The organism is Prochlorococcus sp. MIT 1303 (assembly GCF_001631965.1).
Lineage (GTDB): Bacteria > Cyanobacteriota > Cyanobacteriia > PCC-6307 > Cyanobiaceae > Prochlorococcus > Prochlorococcus marinus_D.
This window is the reverse complement of sequence record NZ_LVHK01000044.1, coordinates 631,085-656,970: the sequence shown is the minus strand read 5'-3', so window position 1 is coordinate 656,970 and position 25,886 is coordinate 631,085. Positions and strand designations below refer to the sequence as shown.

The following is a 25,886-nucleotide window of genomic DNA, read 5'->3' as shown; positions in this document are numbered from 1 at the left end:
ATCGAGAATCTTGCCCATCATGACCGGAAGTTCCCCGTCTTCCACTCTCGGCCAAGGCCAAAGGTTGATCCTGCTATTCACAGCATTGGCATTAGCAGTCGTTCTTTTCCTGCTGCGGGGCGGCCTCAATGCTGAGGCACCGCTCGAGCAACTGGCACGACGCTCCCTCGACCCAGATGTCGCACTCACCAATGGTCGACCTACCGTGATCGAATTTTATGCTGATTGGTGTCAAGCCTGTCGTGAAATGGCCCCAGCCATGCTCACAACGGAACGTGAAAGGGAAAACCAGCTCGACGTTGTGCTGGTGAACGTCGACAACCCCCGCTGGCAAGACCTTGTCGATCGCTACGACGTCAACGGCATTCCCCAGCTGAACTTCTTCGATAACAAAGGCAAACTGCAGGGTCTCTCACTGGGTGCACGCACTCAAGAACAACTACAGCAATTAACTGACGCTCTGATTCAAAACCAACCACTACCCAAATTCGCCGGTGTAGGCGCTATCAGCAACCTGAATGCATCACAAGAACGAACAGAGAAGCAAAACGATTTAGAGGCCATTGGGCCAATGAGCCATGGCTAATCTAAAAGCAGTCAATCAGCAAATATCGATAACATGACGAGCCATTGCATGAACTCTTGAGCCATCAACTAATGTAACTATATCGACTCAATAGATCAAGCAAAATATCAATACCTTCTGCAAACTAAGACTCTAGTCGCATAAGGCTCGAACAAGATATCGCAAGCAGCCTAAACAAACAGCCTATGGGCCAAAACCCTAAAACAAATCTTACTACAGTGAAGTTTTTAAAGTGCTTTCTTAGATTGCCGCTGTCTTCTTAGACAACCTACAAGGAATGATTCAACTCAAGGAATCAAAAGCAATTGCCCTGCCCTTGCAATATAGCAAAGTGATTAGAAAAAATGTCAATCAATGAAACCATATTCCTGAGATTGATATGGCAATCTTTCGCTCGCTATCATTCAGAAAAGGTTTAACATCTCATTACAACTGAGAGAGTGCTCTGGCATGATGGTTGCCATGACCCTGCTAAAGACTTATTTACAGCTGAAAAATGTCCTGACTATATCGATGCGCTAGTCGATACAGCGTCTAGCAGGAGATTTGATACTGTTGGGATTACTCTAATGCTGGACGGATCTGCCACTGTACCGGCGGATGCATTGACTTATCTTCAAGAATTTGTGGCCAAAGCTGAGAGCTCTGGGCTTTCGGTTGGATTGCAATTTAGTCCTTACTAAAACAAAAACTTAGAGAATATTGCAACCATTATTTCACAGCTCAACAACACAAAACCGCTTCTGATAGGTGTTGATGCAGAAGACCCTCCGACCATGAAGGCCGCCACTGCAATGGACTTTGTTGATAATTTCAAGACTGCACTTGACGGAAAAAATGTAAATTATTCTAGAATTTCAGTTTGGAATGCTTTTGGCATCAAGAACAACTGGGAAGCTCCTTTGTTAAACGTTTATGAATACTATTCGCAGCCAGATGCTAGGACAAATAACATTTTTAGCTCCAATGTAGACAACCCAAAGGCGGCTTTCAAAGAATTCCATGATGCAATTTTAGGTCCAGCTTCAAACCTTGATTCACAAGATAAGTTTGGCTCCCCAGAGATAGGGGATCCTGCATTTGCAATTTCCAGAGATGACAGTTGTTGTCTTGGCGGAAGTTTAGATCCCTCCAAATCAAATCCCTGTGGTGGAAAAGAGATTTTCGGCCATTGGAGTTGGGATAATTTTGATAACTTTTTGGATCGTTATACAAACACATTCCCTGATACTGAATATTTATTTGCATATCAAGGTGATCAACTTCCTTGCGACTGGCTTTTCCAAAATGATCCAAGTTCAGCAGGCCTAATTTGCAATGGTTGCTCCAGCTCTCATGCTTCAATTTAATCTCAATTCTTAGCCAGACTGAGAAATAATCATCAATAGAAAAGTCAGCTTCGTCTTCGTATATGCTCATAGGTATTTTCATTAGTCTTAGAAGATAGTTATCACTTGCCAAACAGCAAATATCTTGATGCCTTTGCATTTAGAGAACCATATCAATACGCCTTTGTCCAAAAATAATTGTAGAGTTGTCTCGGCAATACGATACTAAAGCCATCCTTTCATGCCAAGCATCTTCTGCTGAGTCAGAGCAGTGTTATTGAGGCAGCTTGTTGAACTTAGCTTTAAAAGCTGATTAGGCCAAATCTCCCAATTCCTAAACAATCGCAAGTTTCTTTGTCTAGCCAAATTCTTCTTATATCTAGGACTGATTTGTAAATAAACCATTTAGGCATTTAACCAAATCAATAGTATCAATTCCCTTACCTAGGAAATCTCTAGCTTTCTAAGGCCAGGCAAAAGCAAAATCCCTATTGCAAGATGAATAAATACTCCTGGCCACAAAAGAACACCAATTACATCTTGGCTCACACCAATAGACGTTAACAAAAGGCCAACAGCAATATTATAATAACAAAGAGATCTTCTCGGATTTTGCATCGGCGCATGGCTTGATGCTTCCCAGCACGCCCCGCCAAGAGCAATGATTGCCAATGCAAATAATCTTGCAATACCTACCTGTTCAGTGAATAGCGTATAACCAAAAAGTAGTGAACAAAATTTAATAGGCAGAACAAGAGCAAAAATCCCACCAAGAATTTCAAAACCAGCAGAAAACCTGAATAGCAAAGAAGTCCGTCTCATGGAATTAAGTTGCAAAAAATCTCATCTTTAACCTTGAAGCAGGCTAATACTGAACACCAAAACTCCTACACAAGCGGCGAGAACGACAGCACTCACCCAAAAGACAAAAGAGTTGCCAAACTGTCCCCATCCACCAAGATAATCACCTGAGGTATTCACCTCCACCTCAGGAGGTGCTGACTTTGGCTGCTTGTCTGACATAAGTGGGGGAGGAGATCAGTAGCCTCACTCTATCAATGTCTACAAAATCAAAAAGATCTGTTGAGAGCAGACATGCATTCAACAGATCTTTTTCGTTCAAATCCTGGCGAGAGTGACGCGTTCTGGCTGATGTTGATATTTACCCTGGCGATCGCTGTAGGTGGTATCGCAGGGATCACCCTCGAAGAAAAGAAGCTGACAAATGCCTTCATTGGCATAGATACGGCAATCAGCTCCAGAACTATTGCTGAATTCAAGCGTGAGATGCCCTTCCCAACTGGCTTCGGCGGGAGTTGTATTAACGATGATGCCAAGGCGAGCGTAGGTACTCTTACCTAAGCAAATTACAGTGATATTTGATGGCACCTTCATCTTCTCCAGCGCCACACCGAGACCATAAGAATGAGCCGGCAGGATGAAATACTCGCCATCCTCGTCCTGATGCAAAGGGGTGGATTCGAGATTTGCAGGATTAAATCGCTTCGGATTCATCACCGTGCCTGGTACATGGCGAAAGATCAAAAACTCCTTCGCAGAGAGCCTTAGGTCATAACCAAAGGAAGAACAGCCAAAGCTCAGTACAGGCCGTTGATGCTGCTCAGGATCAAGATGTCGAATCAATCCGGCTTGAAAGGGTTCAAGCATCCCTGCTGCGGCCTGTTCGGTGATCCAACGGTCGTTTTTAAGCATTAGAAACCACGACGCAACTCAGTGACCTGATCAGCCATTGCCATCAGGATCGATGGCATGACTGAGCCAGTCAAGATGACATCCATCGACCCAGGGCGCTGCTCCAGAGTTGTTAACACATCAGCTTCATCGAGATAACCAAGAGCAATCGCCAGACCAACCTCATCCAACACCATTTGATCAAAATCACTCGCTAAGATGCGATCCCGACATTCCTGCCAAATGGCCTCCACGGCCTCAGGTGCGCTGGAGTCAACGGCAAGCGTTGAAGCAGGCTCAGACAGACAGCCAGGAACCGCCGGGCGCAGCCACTCAAGTCGCCCACATAGGCGCACACGCCCATCTGGGCCTTGATCTACTCCTCCCTTGAGGAACTGAGCCACCAACACACGACTTCCCAGCCCAGCCGCTCTTAACGCCTGACTCAAGACAACAGAAAAACTGCCTCGATAGGGGGCTGTATAAACCTGAAGCTGCCCTTCAGGAGCTACCAGATGCAGCAGACGCCTATCAGCAACTGCTGCCAAAGACCGACTCCCATCACTCTCCTGCAAGCGATGGTCCGTCATGCACGGATCCACGGAACGATGGCTAGGGCTCAGGCTGGCAGTCATAAAAGTCTCAATCGCCCCGACAAAACCAGCAGAAATCAAATGTAGCGGTGGGAAGCTGCTTAACAAGGCTCTTGACACTATCCATGGTGTAAAAGCACCTATTTCTGCCAGGCTCAGGTCATCTCACCCACCAACAGCACGATGCTCACATCCCCCCAGCCACGTGCTGACGGCCGCCCTACTGACGTGATGCGGCCCCTTCAGATCACATGGGATCCAATGGGCTTTGCCCTCAGTTCCTTAATCATCCGCACTGGTCGCACCGCAGTGCTCTGCAGTGTTTGCGTTGAAGAAGGTGTACCCCGCTGGCGCAAAGGCCAAGGCAAAGGCTGGCTCAGCGCCGAGTACCGCCTTCTGCCTGGGTCTACACCGCAAAGACAGAACCGTGAACTGCTCAAGCTTTCCGGACGCACTCAAGAAATTCAACGCCTCATTGGCCGCAGCCTGCGCGCCGTGATCGACATGGCCGCTCTTGGGGAAACCACCCTGCGAATTGATTGTGACGTCATTCAGGCTGATGCCGGCACACGTACAGCCGCCATCACCGGCGCTTGGATCGCCTTAAAACGAGGTTGCGATCGCTTGCTGGAACAAGGCCTGCTCACGCATCAACCCGTCATCGACCAAGTTGCTGCAGTATCCGTTGGCTTAGTCGATAGTTATCCCCTCCTTGACCTCGACTACAGCGAAGACTCCAGGGCTGATGTGGATCTAAACGTGGTAATGGGCTCCAATGGGCACCTATTGGAGCTGCAGGGCACCGCTGAAGGGGCTCCATTCAGCAGGAATCAACTCAACGACTTGCTGAATCTGGCAGAACCCGGCCTACAACATCTACAAGCCTTCCAACGTTCGGCGTTAATGCAAGAAGACTAAAAACCGTCACCATTGCTACATGGTAGTGGAGGTCCACTCCCTAACTTCATAATTCTGCCGTTTGCTGCGCAGCCATGACCGGCGTCATCCGCGGCTTCAGCCGTTACGCCCAGCAACCCTATGTTCAAGGGTCCGGAAGCATGGCCAACTCGCCTGCTCCAACCCAGAAAACCCTGCTGGAAGTCATCCGTGAACTGGATGGCGCCAGCAACGAAATGGTGGAGCGTTCCAAAACCATCTTCTTTCCTGGCGATCCTGCCGAAAAGGTTTATCTCATTCGACGCGGCGCCGTTCGGCTATCTCGGGTCTATGAATCTGGTGAAGAGATCACCGTGGCATTACTGCGTGAAAACAGCCTATTTGGAGTGCTCTCTCTGCTCACAGGCCATCGCTCGGACCGTTTTTATCACTCCGTAGCCTTCACCCGAGTGGAAATGATCACAGCGCCAGCCACCTCAGTTCGCCAGGCGATCGAAAACGACACCAGCGTGGGGTTACTTCTGCTGCAGGGTCTCTCGAGTCGGATCTTGCAAACCGAGACCATGATCGAGACCCTCACTCACCGCGACATGTCATCAAGGCTTGTGAGTTTCCTACTAGTCCTCTGCCGGGATTTCGGGGTTCCAGGGGAACAAGGAATCACCATTGACCTACGCCTCTCACATCAGTCCATCGCTGAAGCAATCGGCTCGACTCGCGTCACCATTACTCGCCTGTTGGGAGACCTGCGCAATTCAGGTCTCGTGCAAATCGATCGCAAGAAAATCACCGTTCTTGATCCGATTGCCCTTGCTAAAAAATTCAACTGATCCCCGTCCCAGTCCAGGATGGTGAAACGGGTTGACACTATTCCTGATCCCACCCGCCCATTGTCGTGACCGGCTGGCTGCTGATCCTCTCCCTACTCGTCCTCGGTGGTGTGCTCTCCACCCTCGGCGATCGACTTGGCAGCCGTGTAGGCAAAGCAAGGCTGAGCCTGTTCAATCTCAGACCGCGAAGGACAGCCGTATTCATCACCGTTCTCACTGGCAGCCTGATTAGCGCACTGTCCCTAGGACTGATGCTGCTGGTCAGTCGACAACTGCGAGTAGGACTTTTTGAACTGGATGACCTTCAGGCCAAACTCCAACAAAGCCGCGATGCCCTCAATTCAAGTCGGTCGGCCCAGTTCAATGCCGAGCTTGATCTCAAGCAGGCCAGGTCGGACAGCAATCAGGTTCAGAATGAACTAAAGGAAGCCAAAAAGCGAGCTGCCGCCCTTCGCAACGAACTCGCACCACTACAAAAACAAAGACAACAGCTCGAAGCGGAACGAGCTCGTCTCAGTCGCGACATTTCCAAAAAAGATGCCGACATCCGCCGAACGGAAGTTGAACTAACCAATGTTCGCAGCAGAATTAGCGTGGCTGAAAAAGAACTGAAGCAGCTCGAGACCAACCTCATTGCCTTACGTCGAGGGGATGTTGTGCTGAGCAGTGGGCAGCAACTTGCCGCAGCCACCCTGCGGCTCGATAACCCCAGCCAGGCGAAAGCCGTCATCGACCGCCTACTTCAGGAAGCAAACCTGGAGGCTTTTCGGCGCGTACGTCCCGGTGAAGAAGCCAATCGACAGATCCTGCTCGTGCCACGCACCGATATCAACCGCATCGAACAGATCATCCGAAAGCCAGGCACCTGGGTGGTCTATGTGCGCTCTGCCGCAAACGTGTTGCGTGGGGAGAACGTGGTGTATGCCTTCCCGGATGCTCGCCAAAATATCAACATCGTCCGACAAGGCGAAGTCCTCGCACGAACGACTCTTGACCAAAACGAGAAAAGCAGCGAAACCGTGCGCAACCGACTTAGGCTCCTGCTTGCATCAACTCTGGCAGAGGTAAAAAGACGCGGATCCCTCAGTTCAGGACTGCAGTTCGATGGCAGTGAAATGAACCGGCTCGGCAAGGCATTACTGAACCGTTCTCAAGAGCGGATTGAGCTAGAAGCCGTGGCACTCCGCAATAGCGATACGGCCGATCCGGTAGCAGTTGTCCTGCAGCCCGTGGGTGGTCCTTGGACAAAGATTCCCGAAGACAAACCATGACAAAGCTTGTGGCCGTAGATCCTGGTCGCAATAAATGTGGATTAGTGCTTGCCGATACAGCAACAAGTGCTGTGCTTGAGGGGAAAGTGGTGGCCGCAGCCGCTGTGCTCGACCTCATCATGCATTGGCAAAACCAAGCACCCTTAGAAGGCATCTTGATCGGCAACGGCACCAGCAGTGAATACTGGCAGAACCTTCTGCTGCACATTGCCCCCTTGCATGTGGTCGAAGAACGTGGGAGCACACTGCGCGCCCGCCATCGCTATTGGGAGCTATGGCCCCCAAGCAACTGGCGCCGCTGGCTACCCCGAGGAATGATCCTGCCTCCCCATCATCTGGACGCCATAGCCGCAATGGTGTTGCTTGAAGACCACCTCGGGCAACAACTCCTTTGGACTGGACCACCCAACTTCAGAATCGGGCCCTAACAGTGAACATATAATCCCCACCAGGCTCAAGGTGGTAGTCAGCCTTAACGAGGAAGCGCAGTAAAGCATCCTCAATCAGTGCTCGCCCAAGAGAGGGTTCCACTTTCAGTTCACCCCGATCGAAAGCCCAGCTGAACTGCCACTGAAACCCCCCAGCCGAGACCTCCCCATCCAAGCGTTGGTCGGCAAAGCTTTGCCGGTGTACACAGAGGCGAGCCGTAGTGACAGGCAAATGACTCATCAGCAGGCAGAACAACCCTCCGGTTGAAAAGCATTGAGACGATTACCTGCCCGTTCCAACCCAAGGCACTGAATCAGATCCAAACCCATCAGCACCTCATCAAGCACTTGATCGACTAGGAGGCTCTCCTGCCGACTAAACACCCCGAGCACATGCGAGACCGTTCGAGCTCTTCGTTCCTCAGAGGTACAACCTGGAGCACCGATCCCGATCCGCAGACGACAAAAATCCCGAGTCCCCAGATGTTGAATCGCGCTGCGCAAACCATTGTGACCGCCTGCACTTCCCTGGGCGCGAAGCCGCAGTCGACCCAAAGGCAAATCCATATCATCTACTAGCACCAGCAACTGATCAACCTCCAAGCCAAACCAATCGATGGCTGCACGAATCGCCCGACCGCTTTCATTCATATAAGTCTGAGGCATCAGCAATCGAACCCTCTCTGAGCCAACCCCCACTTCCGCCATCAGTCCATGGAACTTTGTTTGCGGCCTGAAACTGACTGACTTCTGCCCAGCCAACTTATCGAGGGCCATGAAGCCGATGTTGTGACGGGTCCCGGCATACTTTGAGCCTGGATTACCTAGGCCTACCAATAGACGTAAACGACCCGGCCTCATACCACTCTCAGCTGGCGGGAGGGTTTTTAGCCTCCTGAGGGGTTTCACTTATTGCATTGGTGACTTGCTGTATGGACTCTTCCGTTGCAGCCTGTTCGATGGACTCAGGTTCTGCCATAGTTTTATGAATCTCGCGCTCGAATTCCTTTGAGGCTGCCTGAAAACCTTTCAAGGTTTTACCAAGGGTGCGACCAAACTCTGGAAGTCGTTTAGGTCCAAATACAAGCAATGCTATGGCGCCGATAACCGCCATCTCGGGGAGACCGATGCCGAACACATTCATAGGCGAACCTCAGCCCAGCAGAGCCGAGGACAGTCTATTCAAAACTGATGCTTTGGAGGAGAAGCGACTGGTTGTAGATCTGCAAGATGGTGACCAGGAAAATCAGCAACATGAAGCCGATCCCAGCCATCACTGGGGTAGTGCCCCAACCTGGCACTACCTTGCCAGGGGCGTAGCCGGGTAGAGATTTGATCAGATTTCCCAGACGGGTGCTTTGAGCCATAACGGAGCTTCGGTCTCGGATGGTGATGAAGCATGCCTACTGTAATGGTCATAGTCCGCATACGGACTAATCCTGTCGAGAGATGTGATGGAAAACTCCTCCTCCGAGACCTACACCCTGCTCATTGCCATGGTCACCATCACCTTCGGACTGACCGGATACGGGCTCTACACAGCTTTTGGTCCTCCCTCAAAAGAACTCGAAGACCCCTTTGAAGAACACGAAGACTGACGATCACATCAATCGACACGCTCAAGCAATAGTTCAGCCAACTCTCCAGGCTTCAGCTCTACCGCTTCGCCGAGACAGGACTCGTGAGCGCTACCAACCCGCCAAGTCTTCCCTACGGCCCAAGACTGGCGTGTTGCACCGGCATTAAGCACGCTGAGCTTCAGCTGCCTTACTTCGGCATACGTCACAGCCAATGGAACCAGCTTTGAAGGCAGCGACGGCAATCCTGTCCATGACACCTTGAGATCAGAAGGCCCCAACCAGCCCGGCTCTCGAAAAGCCAACGCTGCCTGAGGAACAGCCTCCCGACTCCAACCATCGGGAACAGGCATCAGTGCTAATTGCTGACGATGCCAACCCCGATCAGCCGACGGATCTGGCCAGGTAGCCCCTCTAAGCAGAGAAAAACCAAGCCTGTCTGGGCACACCTGAACGCCCTGAGGCCCATCCAATAACACCGCAAGGCCACCGCCCGGCGCCGCCGACTCGCTCGCCAACCAGGAGATCAAAGGGACCTCCCAACGTGCTTTTTCCCTAGCCGTCATAGCTTCAGCAGGACGTTCAATGACTCCACCGCTGGTATCCGCCGCCCATCGCACCGCTGAGCAAGCCAGGGGAACCTCCAAACGCAGTAGCTCATGACTTTGACGCCAATCCACGCCTAGACGCAGCTCGAGCCAGGGGCAATCAGCTCTCAGCTGCACATCAAGGCGCAGAGCACTGCTCCCAGCCCAACCTCGCAAGACCAAGCGCGCTACAAGAGGTCCGCGCTCCACCAGCTCGATCGAACCATTCCAGTTCAGAGCCAATCGATGCTGGCGATAATCGGCCGCCAGATCCCAGGCGTCCCAAAATTCGCCACGATCGCGAAAACGCCCCCAGATCAGAGGTCCTGCCAACTGAGGTGTCCCGTTCCGATCCCAAAGTTGCTGCAAGCCTTCGGCACCAAAATCAGCTTGCAAAAGGCCATTGCCAATCCGCCAACCGCCTTGATCAAGGGGCTGAATCTGCACAGCCCCACGAACAGGTAAGCCGTCAACAACATCTAAGGCCTTACTGACAGAACGTTGAAGCGGAACTGCTGTCACCCCTTGCTGCACAGGCAACTGCACCCAGGTTCCGCCTCCCTTGGCCTCTTGGCATGGAAGCTTCCTACCGGCGCTGCCCCATTGATCTCGTGGCAATCTCAGCACAGGCGACCAACGCTGTAGTGGCTGTAGACCCATCCAGACCCAGCACCCAGCAGAAGACTCTGGATCGAATCGATCGGAGCAGCACACCCCACTGCGAAAAAGCTGCTGCAGATGCTGATCGCGGCTCCGCCTTGATTCACGACATGACGATCGCCAGACCGGCTTAGCCTGCTCAAACACCTCAGGAATCGATGTGCCTGGAAGGATGTCGTGAAATTGCTGAAAGAGCAAAGGCCGCCAATCTGGCAATGAAGATGCAGAGGTTCCAGGAACGTCAGCCCTATCGCCAAGGTGGCAAGCCAGCAAAGCTATAGCCAGGTCTGCTTCCCTCAAAAGCCTTTCAAGGTGTCGGTTTTGACGCTTCTGGTCGGGACGGGTTGTCGCACAACCGCGATGAAGCTCCAAATAGAGCTCATCACGCCACACCGGCAAAGTCTCAATATGAGCCTCAAGTGTTGCAAGATAAGACCTTACTGTGCCAGGCTTCTGGGGCAAAGCCTGAGGATGGTCCGCCCAAAGCTGCAGCTGCTCCAGCATTTCTGCAGTGGGGCCACCTCCATGGTCGCCAACTCCCGGAACCCACAAAGCCTCTTCAACAGCGGTAGACGCCTGCCAAGACCGCTGCTCGCGAAGCATGGCCATCGGATTCCCATCAGTGCCAATTGGCGGAAGCATCAGCGCTAGCACCTCAGCCTGGCCACGACTGCACCAACGAAACAGTCGATGCGGGAAGGGATTACTGGCATTCCAGGCCAGTTTATGGGTGCAGAACCAACGGATTCCTGTCTGGGTAGCTACCGCTGGCAAACCAGCGGCAAAGCCAAAGCTGTCTGGAAGCCAGGCCAACTGATGGGACCACTCCGGAAATGCTGATCGGCTGTACTGCTGTCCAAGCGTGAACTGTCGCCAAAGCGAAGCAGTGCTCACCAGCACACAATCAGTCTCGACCCAAGGGCCATTGATCGGCTCCCAACGACCTGCCCGACTTGCATCCTGAAGCGCAGCAAAAAGAGTGGGACGGTGATGTTCAACCCACTGATAGAGAGCTGGCGAGGAGTGGCTGAAATGGAAATCTGGAAATCGCTGCATCAGGTGCAGCACAGAGCGGAACGTGCGCTCTGCCGCCTGCCAAGTGTCAGCAACTGACCACAGCCAGGCCAAATCAAGATGGGCATGGCCGATCCAATGGATCAGCCCCTGCGGCCGCGCTGCATTGCTTAGTTGCTGGTCGACAGCCACGGTTGCCTCCTGACTGTGCGGATCCAGCTCAAGCCAAGCCTCCGGCAACACCTCTCCCACCTCTAAATAGAGCGCCAGCGCTTCAGGCAGCAGAACCTGATCTAGATCCACTGCACCGGCCCTGGGTTCGAGCACCAACTCACTGTTGATCAACGCGCCATCGTCATGGCTAGGACTCCTCAACTCCAGCAAGAGTGTTAGAGGTCGCTCCCAACGGATCGATTCAGGAAGGCTCCACCGACAAGTGGTATCGAACAGATCCCCCTCATGCACCAACACACCATCCACCCACAGCCGCATCTGATCAGCCCACCAACCCAAGACCAGCCGCAAACAACTTGCTTGAGCTTGTCGCCAATCTTCAGGACAAAGGATCTCCTGCTGCAATTGCAGCCATACTCCGCCTCGAGGCCAGACCAATAAACCCCTGGCAACCCAGTCGGGTCGATGGATTTGAGCCCAATCATCGTGAAGCAGAGACAGCCGATCACGATCCCCTGCGCGATACCAACCTGGCTTGAGATCCCACCGAGAGCGACTTCGAAAAGTTTCAATCCACGCCAATCGTCGGGCTTGAAGCTGCTCCTGCATCCCTAAGTGTCCTCTATGCCCCATAAGATGTCATCGATGTACTAGAAGCTGAACGGTCCCTCCATGCTCGCCCTCAAGCTCTCCGTTTACTCGGTCGTCTTCTTCTTCATTGCGGTCTTCGTCTTCGGCTTCTTGGCCAGCGATCCTTCAAGGACACCAGCCCGTAAGGATCTCGAAGACTAAAAGCCTTTGCAAGCGAAACTTCTCGGGTCACGCAACACACTGGACTGAGGCCTGCTCAGATCTTCCATCAATTATGGGAAGATCAGCTGCCCCAGCTGAAGCCTATTGGCGGCGAACAGTCCCCCAACCCTTCTCGTTGGGCTCTTACTTGCGACTGGGTTAATCCCTGCTGAAGCAAATTCTCAGTCAAGCAACTCATACAAAGAAGGCACCTCCTCGCCCAGCCAAGCGGCTCCCATCGCAATACCAGCGAGGCAGATTGGGCAATCAACAGGCCTTCAAAGACAGCCCAGCCTTCCACAACAATCTCCCGAACCTCCCCGAGAGCTCAAACTTCGGGCTGATCGACAGCGATATGACGCCCGACAAGAGCGTTTTATCGCTGAAGGTAACGTCAAGGCCGTTCTCAACGGCGGTGTTCTCAAGGCAGATCGCGTTGAGTTCGACCACGGCTTCAACACTCTTTATGCAAGGGGGAGTGTTCGTTTCCGCAAGGGATCTCAGTACTTCCAAGCAAGTTCCCTGCGCTACAGCCTGATTCAAAAAGAAGGGGAGCTTGAGGACGTCTATGGCGTTCTAGATCTCGACAGCGCAGCAATCGACCTTGGCCCCAATTCATTCGATGCAGCTCAGATCCCACAAAGCCCCTCAAAGCCACGACGGCGCCTAGCAATACAAGAAAGTGAAAGCCTCGGGTTCCCCACCGCTTTAGACGTTGAGTTAAACAGCACCACAGCTGGGCTTATCAGCAACCAGAACTATTCGAACACGATCTGGGATCAACCAATTGCCCCCAATAACAACTGGCTTCAACAAGACAACAAAAGTAAATCCGGCATGGCCTGTCCACCTGTGCTACCGCCGATACCAGACTGGCATCCCCATCCCTGGGCTGTAACGGCTTGGGGTGGAAAGATGATTGATTCAAATTTTGGAGACACCTTTCTGTTCAATGGCCGAATAAGGGACGAATATCTCCTGGGCCTGGGTCTACAGAAAAGAATCGCTCGTGCAGGCCCCTTCGCTCTTGAACTAGAAGCAGACCTCTTTGCTCACCATGCCAACCAACAAGCTGGAGGAGAATTCAATCAATCAGTACCATTTGCAGACACACCTGCCCAGAGCTTTGGAGAAGGTGTGCTGGGTATAGGTGCACGGCTATGGCTGCAACCGTGGTTGAATTTTGGCGTGATCGAGGGAATCAGCTTCAACACGACCTATAGCAACTATGAAAAGACATATCGAGAGAACTATGCAAAATTGCTCAACTATCTGAGCTTTGAGCTTGAAGCCGCAGTCTCACAACAACTCTCACTTGTGGGACGCATTCACCATCGCTCAGGAGCATTCGGCACCTATAGCGGTGTCAAGGAAGGAAGTAATGCTTACCTTGTTGGCTTGAGATACCGCTGGGGCAAAGACAACACAGCACCGCAGCAAGTTGACGTTCCGCCACCACTGGGTTGTCCTGACCCCGATCGTGCTAATCGAACAACTCGCCAAGGACTCCAAGAAACACTTGAGTCAATCACTCTTGGGGAGGGTGACCCTAAAGCCCAAGCAGAGGCTCTCCCTCTTGGCACTACGCCTCCCCAAGCTGTTGCCACACGTCAAAGACTCGCCCAGACAAATTCATCGACGCTCTCTCCAGCAGAGCAAGAAGCATTGCGCGCCAAGGCAATTACCAAGATCGATCAACGTATTAGCAGCATCCAGTTCCAACAAGCCCTTAACATTGGAATGCAAAGAGGAAATCAGGCATCAGCAACGGATATAAGAGAAACAAATGCATATGGTGGAATCAAAGTTTCTCAATTAAACCAAGTAGCGAACACTAAATTAATCACAGGATCAATCAGCCGCTGGAGGATTCAAGCCGCAAAGGTCACGATCAGCCCAGAGGGATGGAAAGCAGATCGCATGGGCTTCTCCAATGATCCCTATACACCTTCTCAAACGCGTATTGACGCAGAAGATGTTATCGCCACTGAAGAACCCAGTGGCGACATTGTGATCCAAAGCAGCCGCAATAGACTCATTGTAGAGGAGCGTTTTCCTATCCCAGTCTCCAGAACCCAAACCATCAAAAAGCAGGAAGAGGTTGAGAACCGTTGGGTATTTGGCATCGACAATGAAGATCGAGATGGTTTCTTTGTTGGCCGTGATCTAAAACCTATCGAGCTAACAAAGAACTACACCCTCTCCCTCCAACCTCAATTCCTTCTAGAGCGCGCCATCGACGGAGAGACAAACAGCTACGTTGCTCCAGGCAGCTCAATTAACAGCGGCAACACAACCCAGCCAATTACAGCTGCTGACTTATTCGGCCTAGAAGCAGAACTAACTGGGAAAACTTTGGGGTGGGATGTTGAAATTAATGCTGATTTAAGCACTTTTAATCCTCTAAATATTGCTGACGGCAGCCGTTACTGGGGAGACCTCAAAAATAAGCTTGACATTCCCCTCATTGGCGAGATTGATGCACATATCTTTGGGGCCTATCGCTACAAAGCTTGGAACGGATCACTGGGAGAAACAGATATCTACTCTGCCTATGGAGCTTTACTTGAGAAGAACGCCATTTGGCGTTGGGGGAAATTAAGCAACAACTTTCTCATCAGGGCTGGTGTAGGCAACTATCAAGCGGAATCATTTACCAGTGAAAATCTTTCAGATCTATGGCGTATCAACTTCTATGGATCTCTAAATAGCAGATACCCAATCTGGCGCGGCAAACCTGCTGCACTCACACCAGAAGCAGCCTACCGATATTCCCCTTTAGCAATCGTACCTGGCCTCGACTTTAGGACTAATCTAAGAGCCTCATTAAGCGCATACAGCAGTGAAGTTAATACAAGTCAAAACACCATTACTTTTAGCGCTGGACCAACCCTGACTCTAGGAACATTCAGCAAACCTTTCCTAGACTACACACAACTTTCGCTCAGCGGTGGACTAACTCTAAAAGAAGGCGAAAGCCCATTTGAATTTGACCAAGCCGTTGACCTAGGGACATTTGGGATAGGCATCAACCAGCAAATTGCAGGTCCTTTAGTACTTAGTGCAGGCATAGGAATGAATGTAGATCCCGACTCCATTTACTACGGCGACATCATTAACTCAAACATCGAACTGCGCTGGCAACGTCGTTCCTATGACTTCGGTTTCTACTTCAACCCCTACAAAGGCATCGGCGGCTTTCGTTTCCGTCTTAATGATTTCAACTTCACCGGCACCGGCGTACCTTTTGTTCCCTATACACCCATCAATCAATTTGAAGATCAACTTTTCTAATTCACTTGATCAAGGAGCACCCCCATAAATCAAATGACTGCCGGTTAAATCAGCACCGGCAAACTGCATTCCTTCCGTACGCACGTCTGGCGAATAAGCATTGATCACCACAGCCTCACGTAAGTCTGCACGCCGCAAGTCTGTCCCACTCAACTCAGTATTCGTAAGCATGGCCCCATTGAGCTGAGCATCATCCAAGCGAGCCCCACTTAGATCAGCACCCTCAAGATTCGCTCCCTCAAGACGAGCGCCCCGCAGATCAGCATCGCGAAGGTCTGAACCAATCAAATGAGCATCACGGAGGTCTGCCCCGCGCAAATCACAACTCCTACACGCTCCGAATTGGTGCAACTGCTCCATCTGTGTTGTAAAAGGCTCAACATTCAGCGACACAACTGGCGCCGCAAATGCTGGAGGAGCAAACAGAACGAGCACCACAGTCCAGATGTAACGGAGAGAAACCATGACCAGCTCGCTTTCTCTTTTCATAGACACGCTGCCAATGATCTGCCGCAGCGAATCACTAAAAATTCAATCTTCCGTTTCCTCAACAAACAACCTTCAATGCAGCGACGCCGCAAAATCATTGAGGTATGGAAGGTCTGCCATCGTGCGCTTTAGGGCTGCGTCCTGAGCCACCAACTGCGATGTGGCATCCCAACGTCCGCTAAGCAGCATCTCGCGAGAGCCAGACTCAATCTGGAAATCCCATGAACCTGCAGCACTCGTCAACTGCTGAGCCTGAAGATTGAAGCCCCAGCTCTGCGACGGATCCGCTGCCACCGCCTGCTGCAAGGCATCAATCTGAGCAAGGGCGGCAGTTGCACATGGAATTCCCAGCGCTAGACAGTTGCCATAGAAGATTTCTGCAAAGCTCTGTCCAATCAGCGCACGGATACCCCAGCGCATCAGAGCTTGAGGTGCATGTTCACGACTAGAGCCACAGCCGAAATTATCATTAACAACCAAGATCGAAGCACCCTGATGAACCTTCAGGTCGAAGGGATGTGAACCACCCAGTTCCAAGCGATCATCCTCAAAAACCTGATCTCCCAGCGCCTCGAAACTCACACATTTAAGAAACCGGGCTGGGATGATCCGATCCGTGTCAATGTCATCACCACGCAACATCAGGGCACGGCCCTGAACCTGGTCTATAGAGCCATGGGGGAAAGGTATAGCCTCAATCGTCATTGGTGGAAGCTTTTAGAAGGAACAGTGTTGCTGATTAGCTTGCGCACATCAGTGACCTGGCCGGTAATGGCAGCAGCAGCCACCATTGCGGGACTCATCAACAAGGTGCGGCCTCGGGACGAACCCTGACGCCCCTTGAAATTCCTGTTACTTGAACTTGCACTGATCTGACGCCCCTCAAGACGATCAGGATTCATTGCCAGACACATGGAACAGCCTGGTTCACGCCATTCAAATCCAGCCTTCCGAAAAACACCATCGAGCCCCTCTGCTTCCGCAGCCCTGGCGACTTGTTCCGACCCTGGCACCACAAAGGCCTTGATCCCTTGTGCTACATGACGGCCCTGGGCAATAGTGGCAGCAGCCTTTAAATCACTAAGACGACCATTGGTGCAACTGCCAATAAAACAAACATCAACTGGAACCCCTTCAATAGCCATTCCCGGCTCCAAATCCATATAGCGAAAAGCTTCCTCGGCGATTGGACGTTCACTTGGCTCAAGCGAATCAGCGGTCGGTACCGATTCGTCTACAGCAATGCCCTGACCAGGAGTGATTCCCCAGGTCACCATGGGAGCAATACTGGCCGCATCAAACGTCACCTCATCATCAAAGACAGCATTGGGATCACTGGCCAAGCTGCTCCACCAGGCCACTGCCCGATGCAAAGCCTCCCCAGTAGGCGCATAAAACCGTCCTTGCAAATAGTCAAAAGTGACCCCATCAGGATTGACATATCCGCAGCGGGCGCCTCCCTCAATCGCCATATTGCAGAGGGTCATGCGTTCTTCCATGGAGAGCACATCAATGGCTGGTCCGGCGAACTCATAGGCATAGCCCACCCCAGCTTTGACCCCAAGGCTTCGGATCACATGAAGGATCAAATCCTTGGCATGAACACCGGAACCAAGCTGACCGTCGACCCAGATCCGGCGCACCTTGAGCTTGTTCATGGCAAGACTCTGACTGGCAAGCACATCCCGCACCTGGCTGGTGCCGATGCCGAACGCAATGGCGCCAAACGCCCCATGGGTGGACGTGTGTGAGTCACCACAAGCCACAGTCATGCCCGGCTGGGTCAGCCCCAACTCAGGAGCTATCACATGCACGATGCCCTGGCGGCCACTGCCAAGGCCGCAAAGAACAATCCCGTAATTGGCACAGTTTCGTTCCAAGGTGCTGAGCATCTCCTCAGCCAAAGGGTCAGCAAACGGACGCTTCTGACTGATCGTCGGCACAATGTGATCAACAGTCGCCACGGTGCGCTCAGGGCACCGCACCGGCAAACCCTTGTCCTGCAAAGCAGCGAAAGCCTGCGGGCTGGTGACCTCATGGATCAAATGCAAACCCACAAATAACTGAGTGGATCCACCAGGCAGATCAGCCACCCGATGTAGATCCCACACCTTGTCGTAGAGGGTGCCGGAGCTCAAGGTTCAGAGGCAGTAGCCGAAAACCTTAGCTCCCATCCAGCAGGAACCTGCGCAGCCGATCGAGACTGCGAACCACACTCAGCTCCTGAATTGCCAACCTTCCACGACGAACCCCGAACTGCACAGGGCTTGCCTGACAGCCATGCGGTCCAGCCACTGCGATATGCACTAACCCCACAGGCTTGGCCTGCGTACCGCCCCCAGGGCCTGCCACACCGCTCACCGCAATGGACCAATCTGCCCCGAGCCGTTGACGCGCCCCTTCAGCCATAGCCCGCACCACAGGATCCGAAACTGCACCGTGCTGGTGCAAAAGGTCAGTGGATATACCCAGTAGGGCTTGCTTAATGGCATTGCTGTAAGCAATGACCCCGCCTAGAAAAACCTCAGAAGCTCGCGGAACAGCAGCCAAAGCGGCACCAACTCCGCCACCTGTACAGGACTCTGCCACTACAACGGTCTCACCTCGTTGACGCAACAAATCCAGCACAACCGATGCCAAGCTCTCATCATCCGAGCCGTAACAGAACAAGCCGGTGCGATGACGGAGCTCTGCATCCACTGGATCCAATAGCTGCCTCGCTTGCTCCACCGTTGCCCCCCGGGCCGTGATCCGTAGTTTCACCTCTCCCAGTCCGGCATAAGGGGCCACTGTTGGATTGCCCTGCTCAAGCAAATCAGACACCTCTTCAGCCAGCGTGGATTCAGCAATGCCTGTAAACCGCAACAGCCGACTCACAAAGATGTCAGCCACTCCTCCGTGCTGACGCAGCCATGGCACGGCTGTCTGGGACCACATCTGCTTCATTTCAGAAGGCACACCCGGAAAGGTGATCACAGTGAACCCCGGCCGAGGACACCAGATCATCCCCGGCGCCGTGCCGGAGGGATTTGGAAGGATTTCAGCTCCACGAGGGAACAACGCCTGTTTGCGATTGCTGATTGCAGAAATGCTGCCGCCAGCAGTGAGCTTGGCCTGAATCTCGAGCCAAAGTTCTGGACGTTCCTCAAGCGGCGTATCAAAAGCAGCCGCCAAAGTTTCAGTAGTCAGATCATCAGGCGTTGGTCCTAAACCACCAGTGGTGATCAGAATCCGACTGCGATCAACAGCATCCAAAACTGATTCTTTGAGACGTTCAAAGTTGTCTCCTACAACAGTTTGCCGGTAATGAGGCAGCCCCAGAGCAGCCAGCTCCTCAGCTAACCAACGAGCATTGCTGTTAAGGATGTTGCCAAGCAACAGCTCCGTGCCAATGCAAAGGATCTCAACACCATGCCTAGCCGAAGCTTCAGCCATGACCATCGCGATAGGCACGCGGATCACTAGGAGCTGCAAGGGGGCTAGAAGGGTCTACGAAGGCACCTTCAGCACTACGTTGACGACGGCTGATCACGACTGTCGCCACGAGAATGGCTGTCGCTAAAGCCAACCACAAAAAACGCATTTCAGCATTGGCCACCACAAGGGCCAATGCTGCTAGCCATTGCGTAAACACGTAGATCAACAACACCGTTCGGCGATGACTGAAGCCGGCGCGCAGCAGACGGTGATGAAGATGGCGACGATCAGGATAAAAGGGAGAACGGCCCTCCCGCAAACGCCCCATAATCACTGCCGACATATCAGCCAAAGGCAGAGACAAAATCAACAGTGGCAGCAACAGACTGACGGTGGTGAGTCCCTTGGCTGGTCCCACGATGCTGATTGCTGCCAAGGTAAAGCCAAGGAAATAGGAGCCGCCATCACCCATAAAAATGCGGGCTGGATTGAAGTTATGGCGCAGAAAACCAAGACAACAGCCCGCCAAAGCAGCTGCCAGAAAACCTGCAGCCACTTGATGAAGTGAAAAGCTGACCGACACAAGACCAACAGCGGCAATACCAGCCACTCCTGCCGCAAGACCATCAAGACCATCTAGCCAATTGATGGCATTGGTAATACCCACAAGCCACACCAGCGTGGCAGCAAGGCTAAGCAAATCCGGCAAGGCAATTAAAGAAGAAGAGCCTTCCCCCAACCAGGGAAACTCAATCGTTCCAATGCGTACCCCCTGAGTCCACATCGCAAACGCAACGGCCACCTGTCCTGCCAAACGAGGCCAAGGAGACAAAACGAACAAATCATCTGCCAGGCCAATCACAAAAAAGCAAAGAGCCCCCGCCAGCGTGGACCAGATCAGCTGATCCTTCGCAGGCGCAAGTAAACCAAACCCCCCCAGCCCCCATGTCACTGCCAGAGCAAAACCAAATCCCAGCACCATGGCGATGCCACCAAGACGCACCATCGGAGTGCTGTGCTGTTTGCGGGAATCAGGCTGATCAGTGAGACCGAGGTGAAGGCCTAGCGCCCGCACGAGTGGGACAACCAAAGTGGTAAGCACAGCAGCCATCACGAAGCTCGCCGTAGCAAAAGCAAAGGGGCTGCTCGCGAGAGTCAAGTTTGCTCCTGTAGCAAGCGACCTAAAGAAGGGCCGATGGAATGAATCCTAGGCAGAGCAAACCTGTGATTCCAGAGCGAAGGGCCAGTCAAGCAAGCGCTGGCTAGAGGGAACCCCTGTAGAGAGGGAAACGGCCACAAAGTTGTCTCACCCGTTCCAAGCACTGCGCCTTAATCGATTCATCTTGCGGTTTAAGCAAACGATCTGCAATCACATCAGCAACCTCACGGAATGCCTCCTCATCAAAGCCACGAGTTGTTAGAGCCGCCGTGCCCAAGCGCAGACCACTGGTCACAAAAGGCGACTCAGGATCAAAGGGCACTGTGTTCTTATTGGCGGTGATGTTTACGTCACTGACAAGCAAATCAGCAACCTTCCCGGTCATCCCAATGCTGCGCAGATCCAGCAAGACAAGGTGATTATCTGTTCCTCCACTCACCACCGCAATCCCGCGCTCCTGAATGCGACCAGCAAGAACCTGGGCATTCGCCACCACCTGGCAGCTATAAGCATGGAACTCTGGCTGAAGAGCTTCTCCTAAGGCCACAGCCTTGGCTGCGATCACATGTTCCAAAGGGCCGCCCTGACTGCCAGGAAACACTGCCTTGTCAAACTTACGGCCAAAGTCCGCATCACGACAAAGGATTAAGCCGCCTCTGGGGCCACGCAATGTCTTGTGGGTGGTCGTCGTCACCACATCACAGTGGGCGATAGGACTCGGATGGACCCCGGCCGCAACAAGGCCGGCAATGTGTGCCATGTCCGCCAACAAGTAAGCGCCCACCTCATCAGCGATGCTGCGAAAAGCAGCAAAATCGATCGTGCGGGGATAGGCCGAGTAGCCGCAGATGATCAGTTGGGGACGCTCTTTCAGGGCCAGCTGACGAACAGCCTCCATGTTGAGCTGCTGACTATCAGGCTCCACGCCGTAATGAACGACCTTGAACCACTTGCCGCTGACATTGACAGGAGAACCATGAGTGAGATGTCCCCCATGGGATAGATCCATCCCCATGATCGTGTCACCAGGCTGCAACAGCGCCAGGAAGACAGCGAAGTTGGCCTGCGCGCCACTATGAGGTTGCACGTTGGCCCAGGCCGCACCAAAGAGCCGCCGAGCACGCTCGATCGCCAACTCCTCAATCGCATCGACATGCTCACAACCGCCGTAATAGCGCTTATGGGGAAGACCTTCGGCGTACTTGTTGGTGAGCACAGAACCCTGAGCCTGCATCACAGCTTGTGAAGTGAAGTTCTCACTGGCTATCAGCTCTAGATGGGTCTCCTGACGTTGCCTCTCCTGATCGATCAAGCCTGCAATCGCCGGGTCGGAATCCGTCAGGGCAGCATTAATAGAAGCCAAGAAGCGATCCGTCATTTACAGAATCCAACAGTTTTCGGATCGTAGGCAATGGTTCTTCACGTCTTAAGAACAGCCCTAATCCCTAAGACCGCCGCCGAAACCAAGTGCAAAAAAAAACTGCCCGAAGGGCAGTTAATCAGCGCGCCTGGAGAGATTCGAACTCCCGACCCTCTGATCCGTAGTCAGATGCTCTAATCCGCTGAGCTACAGGCGCTTAGAAGGAAACATCAGACTTCATCATGGGGGCCTTCGTCAACCGAGTCTCATCCAAGCGCCACAATCGAGAGATCTACAAAGACACTGCTCATGCCAATTCGCTGGTACGGCAACGCCGACACAACCGACCCGACCTATCAACATTTCGCTCGAATCGTCAACTTCACCCTGCATGCCATGGCCTTTGCAGCTTTCAACAGTGGCCTTTGGTTCATTCAACAAATGCGCCACCCATGGCCACACTTGGATTGGTTCAGCGAAATCTGGCTGGCTGGACTCTGCATCCACCTTGCATTTGTAGTAGTCAAAAGACCCAAGGCCAAGACCACCGAAGAGCAAACCTGATCCCAAAATCAAGCCAGCATCCACCTAGCAAGACCATCCCTTATGACAATCGATCCAGCGGATTTAAAAGAGCTACAACTATCCCTTGCCGATCGCATCTACCTTCAGATCGCCAGCTGGCACCTTTATCTGGGCGATGCAGGGCTTGCAGAAAACCTTGCCATCGAATGCAGCGTCAGGCTCAATGAAGGTGCCAATGTGGCAGCCCGCCAAGCCCTGGAATCAGTGCAAGTGCCCCTGGGTGGAGGGAGCACCCGCCTACCACTGGCGCGCCTAATCCCAGCCTCTCAACTTCGTGACCTTGAGGAGATCCTGGAGCCCTACTGCCGATAAGGTTGCTGCCATCCATGGAGGGCCAGTGCTGATCATCGAGGTCACCAACGCCCGTGAAGTGATGCGTCAACGCATCGGACCACTAGGGGAGCGACTCATCGGCAAAGTTGTGGATGCTGAGGACCAGGTGGAGAAAGCTCTGATTCAAGAGCTCGAAAACGCCTTCCAGGAATTCGGGATCGAAGCACGCATCGTTTCGGTACAGGGACCCCAGCTGGTGGGCCGAGACCATCTGGAGCTACCGATTCAAGTCCGTGAGGATCGCGAAGTTCGCCTCAGCGAGGAATAACTCTGTAACGCAGCTCCCGCGCTAGCTCACGCACCTCAGCGACACCAAGAGAGATGCTGATTAGAGCGAATACAGCAAGGCCGGTGATCACTGACAGACACACCTCAATCAAAAGTCCCAGCAGGTCCTGAGGCCATTCCATCAAGGTCGCCAGAGCCCAAGCCGCAAACCCTGCCGCCAGGCCAGCCCAAAGCACCTTGACGCCATCAAAAGCCCACCGTTGCAAAGGCAAGCCCCCTAGCCGCGAATGCAAGCCCAGCAAGAGAGCTGCGCAGGTCAGCAGATTGATTGCAACCGTCGCCAGCACCAAACCGGTAGCCCCGAAATTGAATGGCAACTGAGGGCCCCAAGGGGTTGGGCCACCAACCAACAACCAATCAAACAACACATTCAAGCCAATCCCTGCCGTAGAAAGTCGGAAGGGGGTAGTGCCATCACCTAGGGCATAAAACACACGCACCAACAGATCACGCGCTAGATAGGCAGGCATGCCCAGGCCATAGGCCATCAGCAATCCACTCACCAAGCTGGCCGCCTGGGCATCAAAAGCCCCTCGCTCGTACACCAAAGCAACGATTGGAGTCCCCAGAGCTACGAACATTGCCCCCAGAGGAACCATGCTGGCCGTAGACAACATCAACCCCTGACGGATGCGAGCGACTAGTGCAGACCGATCTCCCGGGGCAGTGAGCCTGGCAAACGTTGGTAGCAGTGGCACCAGCAATGCATTGGAGATCAGCCCCAAAGGCGTCTGCACCAAAAGATTGGCGTAGCCCAGACCAGCTGCCGCACCCAAAATGCCGGAAGCAAAAAACAGATCTGTAAAGACATTGATCTGCAACATGCCTGAAGAGAGGGTGGCCGGGCCCATGACCTGCAGTACCTCCCGCACACCTGGATGATGCCAGTCCCAAACCAACTGCATCTTGGTCAAGCCTTGCCTGATCAACGCCGGCAGCTGAATCAGCCACTGCAACAGGGCTCCCACCAAGGTGGCTAGTGCCAAAACAATGCCACCCCTGAGGGCGAACTGCATGGAGCCGATGTCCGTCCCGACCTGCCACCACAAAACTCCGACACCGACCACCAAAGCAAGACTGGACATGATTGGCGAAACCGCCGGAATCCAGAACTCATCAGCAGCATTAAGGGAGCCGAAGCCCAGGCCGATCAAACCTGCCAACAAAGCCATTGGTGCCATCACCTGAAGCTGAACCACAGCAATCCGATGCAGCTCAGGACTCAGACCTGGGCCCACCAGAGTGATCAACGGATTGGCTGCCAGCACTAATAGAGCCGTCAACAACAACAAAGCAGCACTAACCATGGTGTTGAGCGCCGCCAACACATGAGCGCTCTCTTGCCGCGGCCGTCTGCTGAGGACACTGACCATGGCGCTGTGGAAAGGACCGTTGATCCCACCCAGGAGAATCAACAGAAACCCCGGCAAGACGTAGGCGTAGTTGTAAGCGTCATAAGCCGCTCCAACCCCGAAGGCAGCAGCGATCACAAGCTGACGAACCAGCCCTCCCACCTTGCTAAGCAAGGTGCCGACTGTGACAACCAGAGCAATACGCTTTAAGGATCTCCCCATCCTTGGGCCTCAGACCATCTGATCATTTAGCAGCATTCTCAAGCCCTGCAAGCATCCCCATGACCGAGGCCATCCCGAAAGGATCGTTAGGGAGTCCACTGCTCACATTCCCACCACTCGAGGAAGGAGTATTGGTGAAGCGCTACAAGCGCTTCCTTGCCGATGTGGAGCTAGTCAGCGGCGAAATCGTGACAGCCCACTGCGCCAACACAGGCCCGATGACTGGTGTTCTTCATCCTGGAGGCAGAGTGCGCCTCCGCCATGCGCCTTCTCCCAAGCGCAAGTTGGCCTGGACATGGGAGCAAGCTGAGGCACCCAGCGCCCAGGGCGGCCTCTGCTGGGTGGGTATCAACACAGCCTTGGCCAATAGCCTGATCAGAGCCGCGATTGAAGCCGGACACCTCAAGCAAGTGCTTGGTCCGATCGCAGCAATCCGTCCGGAAGTGACTTATGGAAGCAACCGACGCAGCCGGATTGACCTGCTGTTAACCCCTGATGCCAATTGCTCGGACACCAGACCCATTTACTTAGAGGTCAAGAACACCACCTGGATCGAACACTCCTTAGCCCTCTTCCCCGACACGGTGACAGAACGAGGGCAAAAACATCTCAAAGAGCTAATCGGTGTACTTCCAGAATCCAGAGCAGTCTTGGTGCCCTGCCTCAGCCGCCACGATGTGCAAGCGTTCGCCCCAGGGGATAGCGCAGACCCTCGCTATGGCGAACTCTTTCGCCTGGCTCTTACAGCTGGCGTGGAAGTCATTCCATGTTGCTTCGGATTTCACCGCGACAAGATCACCTGGGAAGGCCTTAGGCCTACCAAGACGACACAGAGTTGACACAGCAAACAGAGCTCCAGATGTAACAAAATGAACTTTCACCCCCGCAAATAGACCTAAAAGCGTCCACCAATCCCATATTTCGTATCAAGCTGAACATAAAAAAATTCCAAGTTGAG

29 protein-coding genes and 1 tRNA gene are annotated in these 25,886 nt (G+C 53.0%); 13 read left to right on the top strand and 17 right to left on the bottom strand.

All coding sequences use genetic code 11. From position 1 onward, the window contains the following. Nucleotides 1–19 precede the first annotated feature (19 nt). Nucleotides 20–586 carry a thioredoxin family protein gene (locus PMIT1303_RS12270; protein ID WP_063398900.1) on the top strand — a complete coding sequence of 189 codons (567 nt, stop codon included), beginning with the start codon at nucleotides 20–22 and terminating at the stop codon, nucleotides 584–586. A gap of 776 nt (nucleotides 587–1,362) precedes the next feature. Beyond that, nucleotides 1,363–1,935, top strand: coding sequence for a hypothetical protein (locus PMIT1303_RS12265; protein WP_063398899.1), 573 nt, complete (start codon nucleotides 1,363–1,365; stop codon nucleotides 1,933–1,935). Between the two features lie 423 nt (nucleotides 1,936–2,358). Here the strand turns inward: PMIT1303_RS12265 and PMIT1303_RS12260 are convergent, their stop codons facing one another. From PMIT1303_RS12260 to PMIT1303_RS12250, 4 genes are all read right to left on the bottom strand, one after another. Then, nucleotides 2,359–2,736: a hypothetical protein gene (locus PMIT1303_RS12260; protein WP_231901503.1), complete on the bottom strand. Its 378-nt coding sequence runs from the start codon at nucleotides 2,734–2,736 to the stop codon at nucleotides 2,359–2,361. Between the two features lie 27 nt (nucleotides 2,737–2,763). Next, complete coding sequence (locus PMIT1303_RS13615; RefSeq protein ID WP_156486177.1) at nucleotides 2,764–2,937, bottom strand: hypothetical protein; 174 nt, start codon at nucleotides 2,935–2,937, stop codon at nucleotides 2,764–2,766. A gap of 96 nt (nucleotides 2,938–3,033) precedes the next feature. Further along, on the bottom strand, nucleotides 3,034–3,627 hold the full coding sequence (gene dcd / locus PMIT1303_RS12255) for a dCTP deaminase (protein WP_011131195.1): 594 nt from the start codon (nucleotides 3,625–3,627) through the stop codon (nucleotides 3,034–3,036). Further along, nucleotides 3,627–4,241 (bottom strand): cob(I)yrinic acid a,c-diamide adenosyltransferase, encoded by a 615-nt coding sequence (locus tag PMIT1303_RS12250; RefSeq protein ID WP_063399002.1) that lies wholly within the window; start codon nucleotides 4,239–4,241, stop codon nucleotides 3,627–3,629. The genes dcd and PMIT1303_RS12250 overlap by 1 nt, the downstream gene beginning before the upstream one ends. Before the next feature lie 141 nt (nucleotides 4,242–4,382). Here PMIT1303_RS12250 and rph point away from each other — a divergent pair, with 141 nt between their 5' ends. The 4 genes from rph (at nucleotide 4,383) to PMIT1303_RS12230 (ending at nucleotide 7,625) form a co-directional block, all read left to right on the top strand. Further along, nucleotides 4,383–5,117, top strand: a complete 735-nt coding sequence (gene rph, locus PMIT1303_RS12245) for a ribonuclease PH (protein WP_063398897.1) — start codon at nucleotides 4,383–4,385, stop codon at nucleotides 5,115–5,117. Nucleotides 5,118–5,191: 74 nt separating this feature from the next. Next, nucleotides 5,192–5,926 (top strand): global nitrogen regulator NtcA, encoded by a 735-nt coding sequence (gene ntcA, locus PMIT1303_RS12240; RefSeq protein WP_041374935.1) that lies wholly within the window; start codon nucleotides 5,192–5,194, stop codon nucleotides 5,924–5,926. A 65-nt stretch (nucleotides 5,927–5,991) separates the two neighbouring features. Further along, nucleotides 5,992–7,197, top strand: a complete 1,206-nt coding sequence (locus PMIT1303_RS12235; protein ID WP_063398896.1) for a DUF3084 domain-containing protein — start codon at nucleotides 5,992–5,994, stop codon at nucleotides 7,195–7,197. Beyond that, nucleotides 7,194–7,625 (top strand): resolvase, encoded by a 432-nt coding sequence (locus tag PMIT1303_RS12230; protein ID WP_231901502.1) that lies wholly within the window; start codon nucleotides 7,194–7,196, stop codon nucleotides 7,623–7,625. Before PMIT1303_RS12235 ends, PMIT1303_RS12230 begins: the two co-directional genes overlap by 4 nt. Here PMIT1303_RS12230 and PMIT1303_RS12225 read toward each other — a convergent pair. Genes PMIT1303_RS12225 through psbH form a run of 4 tightly spaced genes read right to left on the bottom strand, consistent with a single transcriptional unit; the run spans nucleotide 7,609 to nucleotide 8,992 of the window. Then, nucleotides 7,609–7,866: a DUF3146 family protein gene (locus PMIT1303_RS12225; protein ID WP_011131201.1), complete on the bottom strand. Its 258-nt coding sequence runs from the start codon at nucleotides 7,864–7,866 to the stop codon at nucleotides 7,609–7,611. The two genes, PMIT1303_RS12230 and PMIT1303_RS12225, sit on opposite strands and share 17 nt — an antisense overlap. After that, nucleotides 7,866–8,486 carry an aminoacyl-tRNA hydrolase gene (gene pth, locus PMIT1303_RS12220; RefSeq protein WP_063398894.1) on the bottom strand — a complete coding sequence of 207 codons (621 nt, stop codon included), beginning with the start codon at nucleotides 8,484–8,486 and terminating at the stop codon, nucleotides 7,866–7,868. The genes PMIT1303_RS12225 and pth overlap by 1 nt, the downstream gene beginning before the upstream one ends. A gap of 7 nt (nucleotides 8,487–8,493) precedes the next feature. After that, on the bottom strand, nucleotides 8,494–8,769 hold the full coding sequence (locus PMIT1303_RS12215) for a TatA/E family twin arginine-targeting protein translocase (RefSeq protein ID WP_063398893.1): 276 nt from the start codon (nucleotides 8,767–8,769) through the stop codon (nucleotides 8,494–8,496). Nucleotides 8,770–8,803: 34 nt separating this feature from the next. Beyond that, nucleotides 8,804–8,992, bottom strand: coding sequence for a photosystem II reaction center phosphoprotein PsbH (gene psbH, locus PMIT1303_RS12210; protein WP_011131204.1), 189 nt, complete (start codon nucleotides 8,990–8,992; stop codon nucleotides 8,804–8,806). An 87-nt stretch (nucleotides 8,993–9,079) separates the two neighbouring features. On the opposite strand from psbH, the gene psbN reads away from it, so the two are divergent. Next, nucleotides 9,080–9,223, top strand: a complete 144-nt coding sequence (gene psbN, locus PMIT1303_RS12205; RefSeq protein WP_063396845.1) for a photosystem II reaction center protein PsbN — start codon at nucleotides 9,080–9,082, stop codon at nucleotides 9,221–9,223. Nucleotides 9,224–9,231: 8 nt separating this feature from the next. Here psbN and PMIT1303_RS12200 read toward each other — a convergent pair whose 3' ends face one another. After that, a complete protein-coding gene (locus tag PMIT1303_RS12200) occupies nucleotides 9,232–12,246 on the bottom strand; it encodes a glycoside hydrolase family 38 C-terminal domain-containing protein (RefSeq protein ID WP_063398892.1) in 3,015 nt (1,004 codons plus the stop codon). A 63-nt stretch (nucleotides 12,247–12,309) separates the two neighbouring features. Here PMIT1303_RS12200 and PMIT1303_RS12195 point away from each other — a divergent pair, with 63 nt between their 5' ends. Continuing rightward, a complete protein-coding gene (locus PMIT1303_RS12195; RefSeq protein ID WP_011131207.1) occupies nucleotides 12,310–12,429 on the top strand; it encodes a photosystem II reaction center protein I in 120 nt (39 codons plus the stop codon). A 105-nt stretch (nucleotides 12,430–12,534) separates the two neighbouring features. Beyond that, a complete protein-coding gene (locus PMIT1303_RS12190) occupies nucleotides 12,535–15,723 on the top strand; it encodes a DUF3769 domain-containing protein (RefSeq protein ID WP_063398891.1) in 3,189 nt (1,062 codons plus the stop codon). Nucleotides 15,724–15,732: 9 nt separating this feature from the next. Here the strand turns inward: PMIT1303_RS12190 and PMIT1303_RS12185 are convergent, their stop codons facing one another. From PMIT1303_RS12185 to PMIT1303_RS12155, 7 genes are all read right to left on the bottom strand, one after another. Continuing rightward, complete coding sequence (locus PMIT1303_RS12185; RefSeq protein ID WP_231901501.1) at nucleotides 15,733–16,188, bottom strand: pentapeptide repeat-containing protein; 456 nt, start codon at nucleotides 16,186–16,188, stop codon at nucleotides 15,733–15,735. 96 nt (nucleotides 16,189–16,284) lie between these two features. Then, complete coding sequence (locus PMIT1303_RS12180) at nucleotides 16,285–16,917, bottom strand: 3-isopropylmalate dehydratase small subunit 2 (RefSeq protein ID WP_063398889.1); 633 nt, start codon at nucleotides 16,915–16,917, stop codon at nucleotides 16,285–16,287. Continuing rightward, complete coding sequence (gene leuC / locus PMIT1303_RS12175) at nucleotides 16,914–18,350, bottom strand: 3-isopropylmalate dehydratase large subunit (protein ID WP_063398888.1); 1,437 nt, start codon at nucleotides 18,348–18,350, stop codon at nucleotides 16,914–16,916. Before leuC ends, PMIT1303_RS12180 begins: the two co-directional genes overlap by 4 nt. A gap of 25 nt (nucleotides 18,351–18,375) precedes the next feature. After that, on the bottom strand, nucleotides 18,376–19,647 hold the full coding sequence (locus PMIT1303_RS12170) for a competence/damage-inducible protein A (protein WP_197459830.1): 1,272 nt from the start codon (nucleotides 19,645–19,647) through the stop codon (nucleotides 18,376–18,378). Then, entirely contained in the window at nucleotides 19,640–20,788 is a 1,149-nt protein-coding gene (locus tag PMIT1303_RS12165; RefSeq protein ID WP_063398887.1) for an MraY family glycosyltransferase, read from the bottom strand. The genes PMIT1303_RS12170 and PMIT1303_RS12165 overlap by 8 nt, the downstream gene beginning before the upstream one ends. Nucleotides 20,789–20,891: 103 nt before the next feature. Beyond that, the gene (gene glyA / locus PMIT1303_RS12160; RefSeq protein WP_063398886.1) at nucleotides 20,892–22,166 is read right to left on the bottom strand and encodes a serine hydroxymethyltransferase; all 1,275 of its coding nucleotides are present in this window, start codon (nucleotides 22,164–22,166) and stop codon (nucleotides 20,892–20,894) included. A gap of 125 nt (nucleotides 22,167–22,291) precedes the next feature. After that, nucleotides 22,292–22,365: transfer RNA gene (locus tag PMIT1303_RS12155), tRNA-Arg, on the bottom strand. A 92-nt stretch (nucleotides 22,366–22,457) separates the two neighbouring features. Between PMIT1303_RS12155 and PMIT1303_RS13000 the strand changes: the two genes are divergently transcribed. The 3 genes from PMIT1303_RS13000 to PMIT1303_RS12140 are packed head-to-tail and all read left to right on the top strand — an operon-like array spanning nucleotide 22,458 to nucleotide 23,334. After that, the gene (locus tag PMIT1303_RS13000) at nucleotides 22,458–22,712 is read left to right on the top strand and encodes a 2TM domain-containing protein (protein ID WP_074159242.1); all 255 of its coding nucleotides are present in this window, start codon (nucleotides 22,458–22,460) and stop codon (nucleotides 22,710–22,712) included. 42 nt (nucleotides 22,713–22,754) lie between these two features. Continuing rightward, nucleotides 22,755–23,045: a DUF3181 family protein gene (locus PMIT1303_RS12145; RefSeq protein WP_011131216.1), complete on the top strand. Its 291-nt coding sequence runs from the start codon at nucleotides 22,755–22,757 to the stop codon at nucleotides 23,043–23,045. Between the two features lie 25 nt (nucleotides 23,046–23,070). After that, nucleotides 23,071–23,334 carry a hypothetical protein gene (locus PMIT1303_RS12140; protein ID WP_011131217.1) on the top strand — a complete coding sequence of 88 codons (264 nt, stop codon included), beginning with the start codon at nucleotides 23,071–23,073 and terminating at the stop codon, nucleotides 23,332–23,334. Here PMIT1303_RS12140 and murJ read toward each other — a convergent pair. Then, the gene (murJ, locus tag PMIT1303_RS12135) at nucleotides 23,321–24,928 is read right to left on the bottom strand and encodes a murein biosynthesis integral membrane protein MurJ (protein WP_063398884.1); all 1,608 of its coding nucleotides are present in this window, start codon (nucleotides 24,926–24,928) and stop codon (nucleotides 23,321–23,323) included. The genes PMIT1303_RS12140 and murJ overlap by 14 nt on opposite strands. Nucleotides 24,929–24,987: 59 nt before the next feature. Here murJ and sfsA point away from each other — a divergent pair, with 59 nt between their 5' ends. Further along, nucleotides 24,988–25,767 carry a DNA/RNA nuclease SfsA gene (sfsA, locus tag PMIT1303_RS12130; protein ID WP_063399000.1) on the top strand — a complete coding sequence of 260 codons (780 nt, stop codon included), beginning with the start codon at nucleotides 24,988–24,990 and terminating at the stop codon, nucleotides 25,765–25,767. Nucleotides 25,768–25,886: the final 119 nt, after the last annotated feature.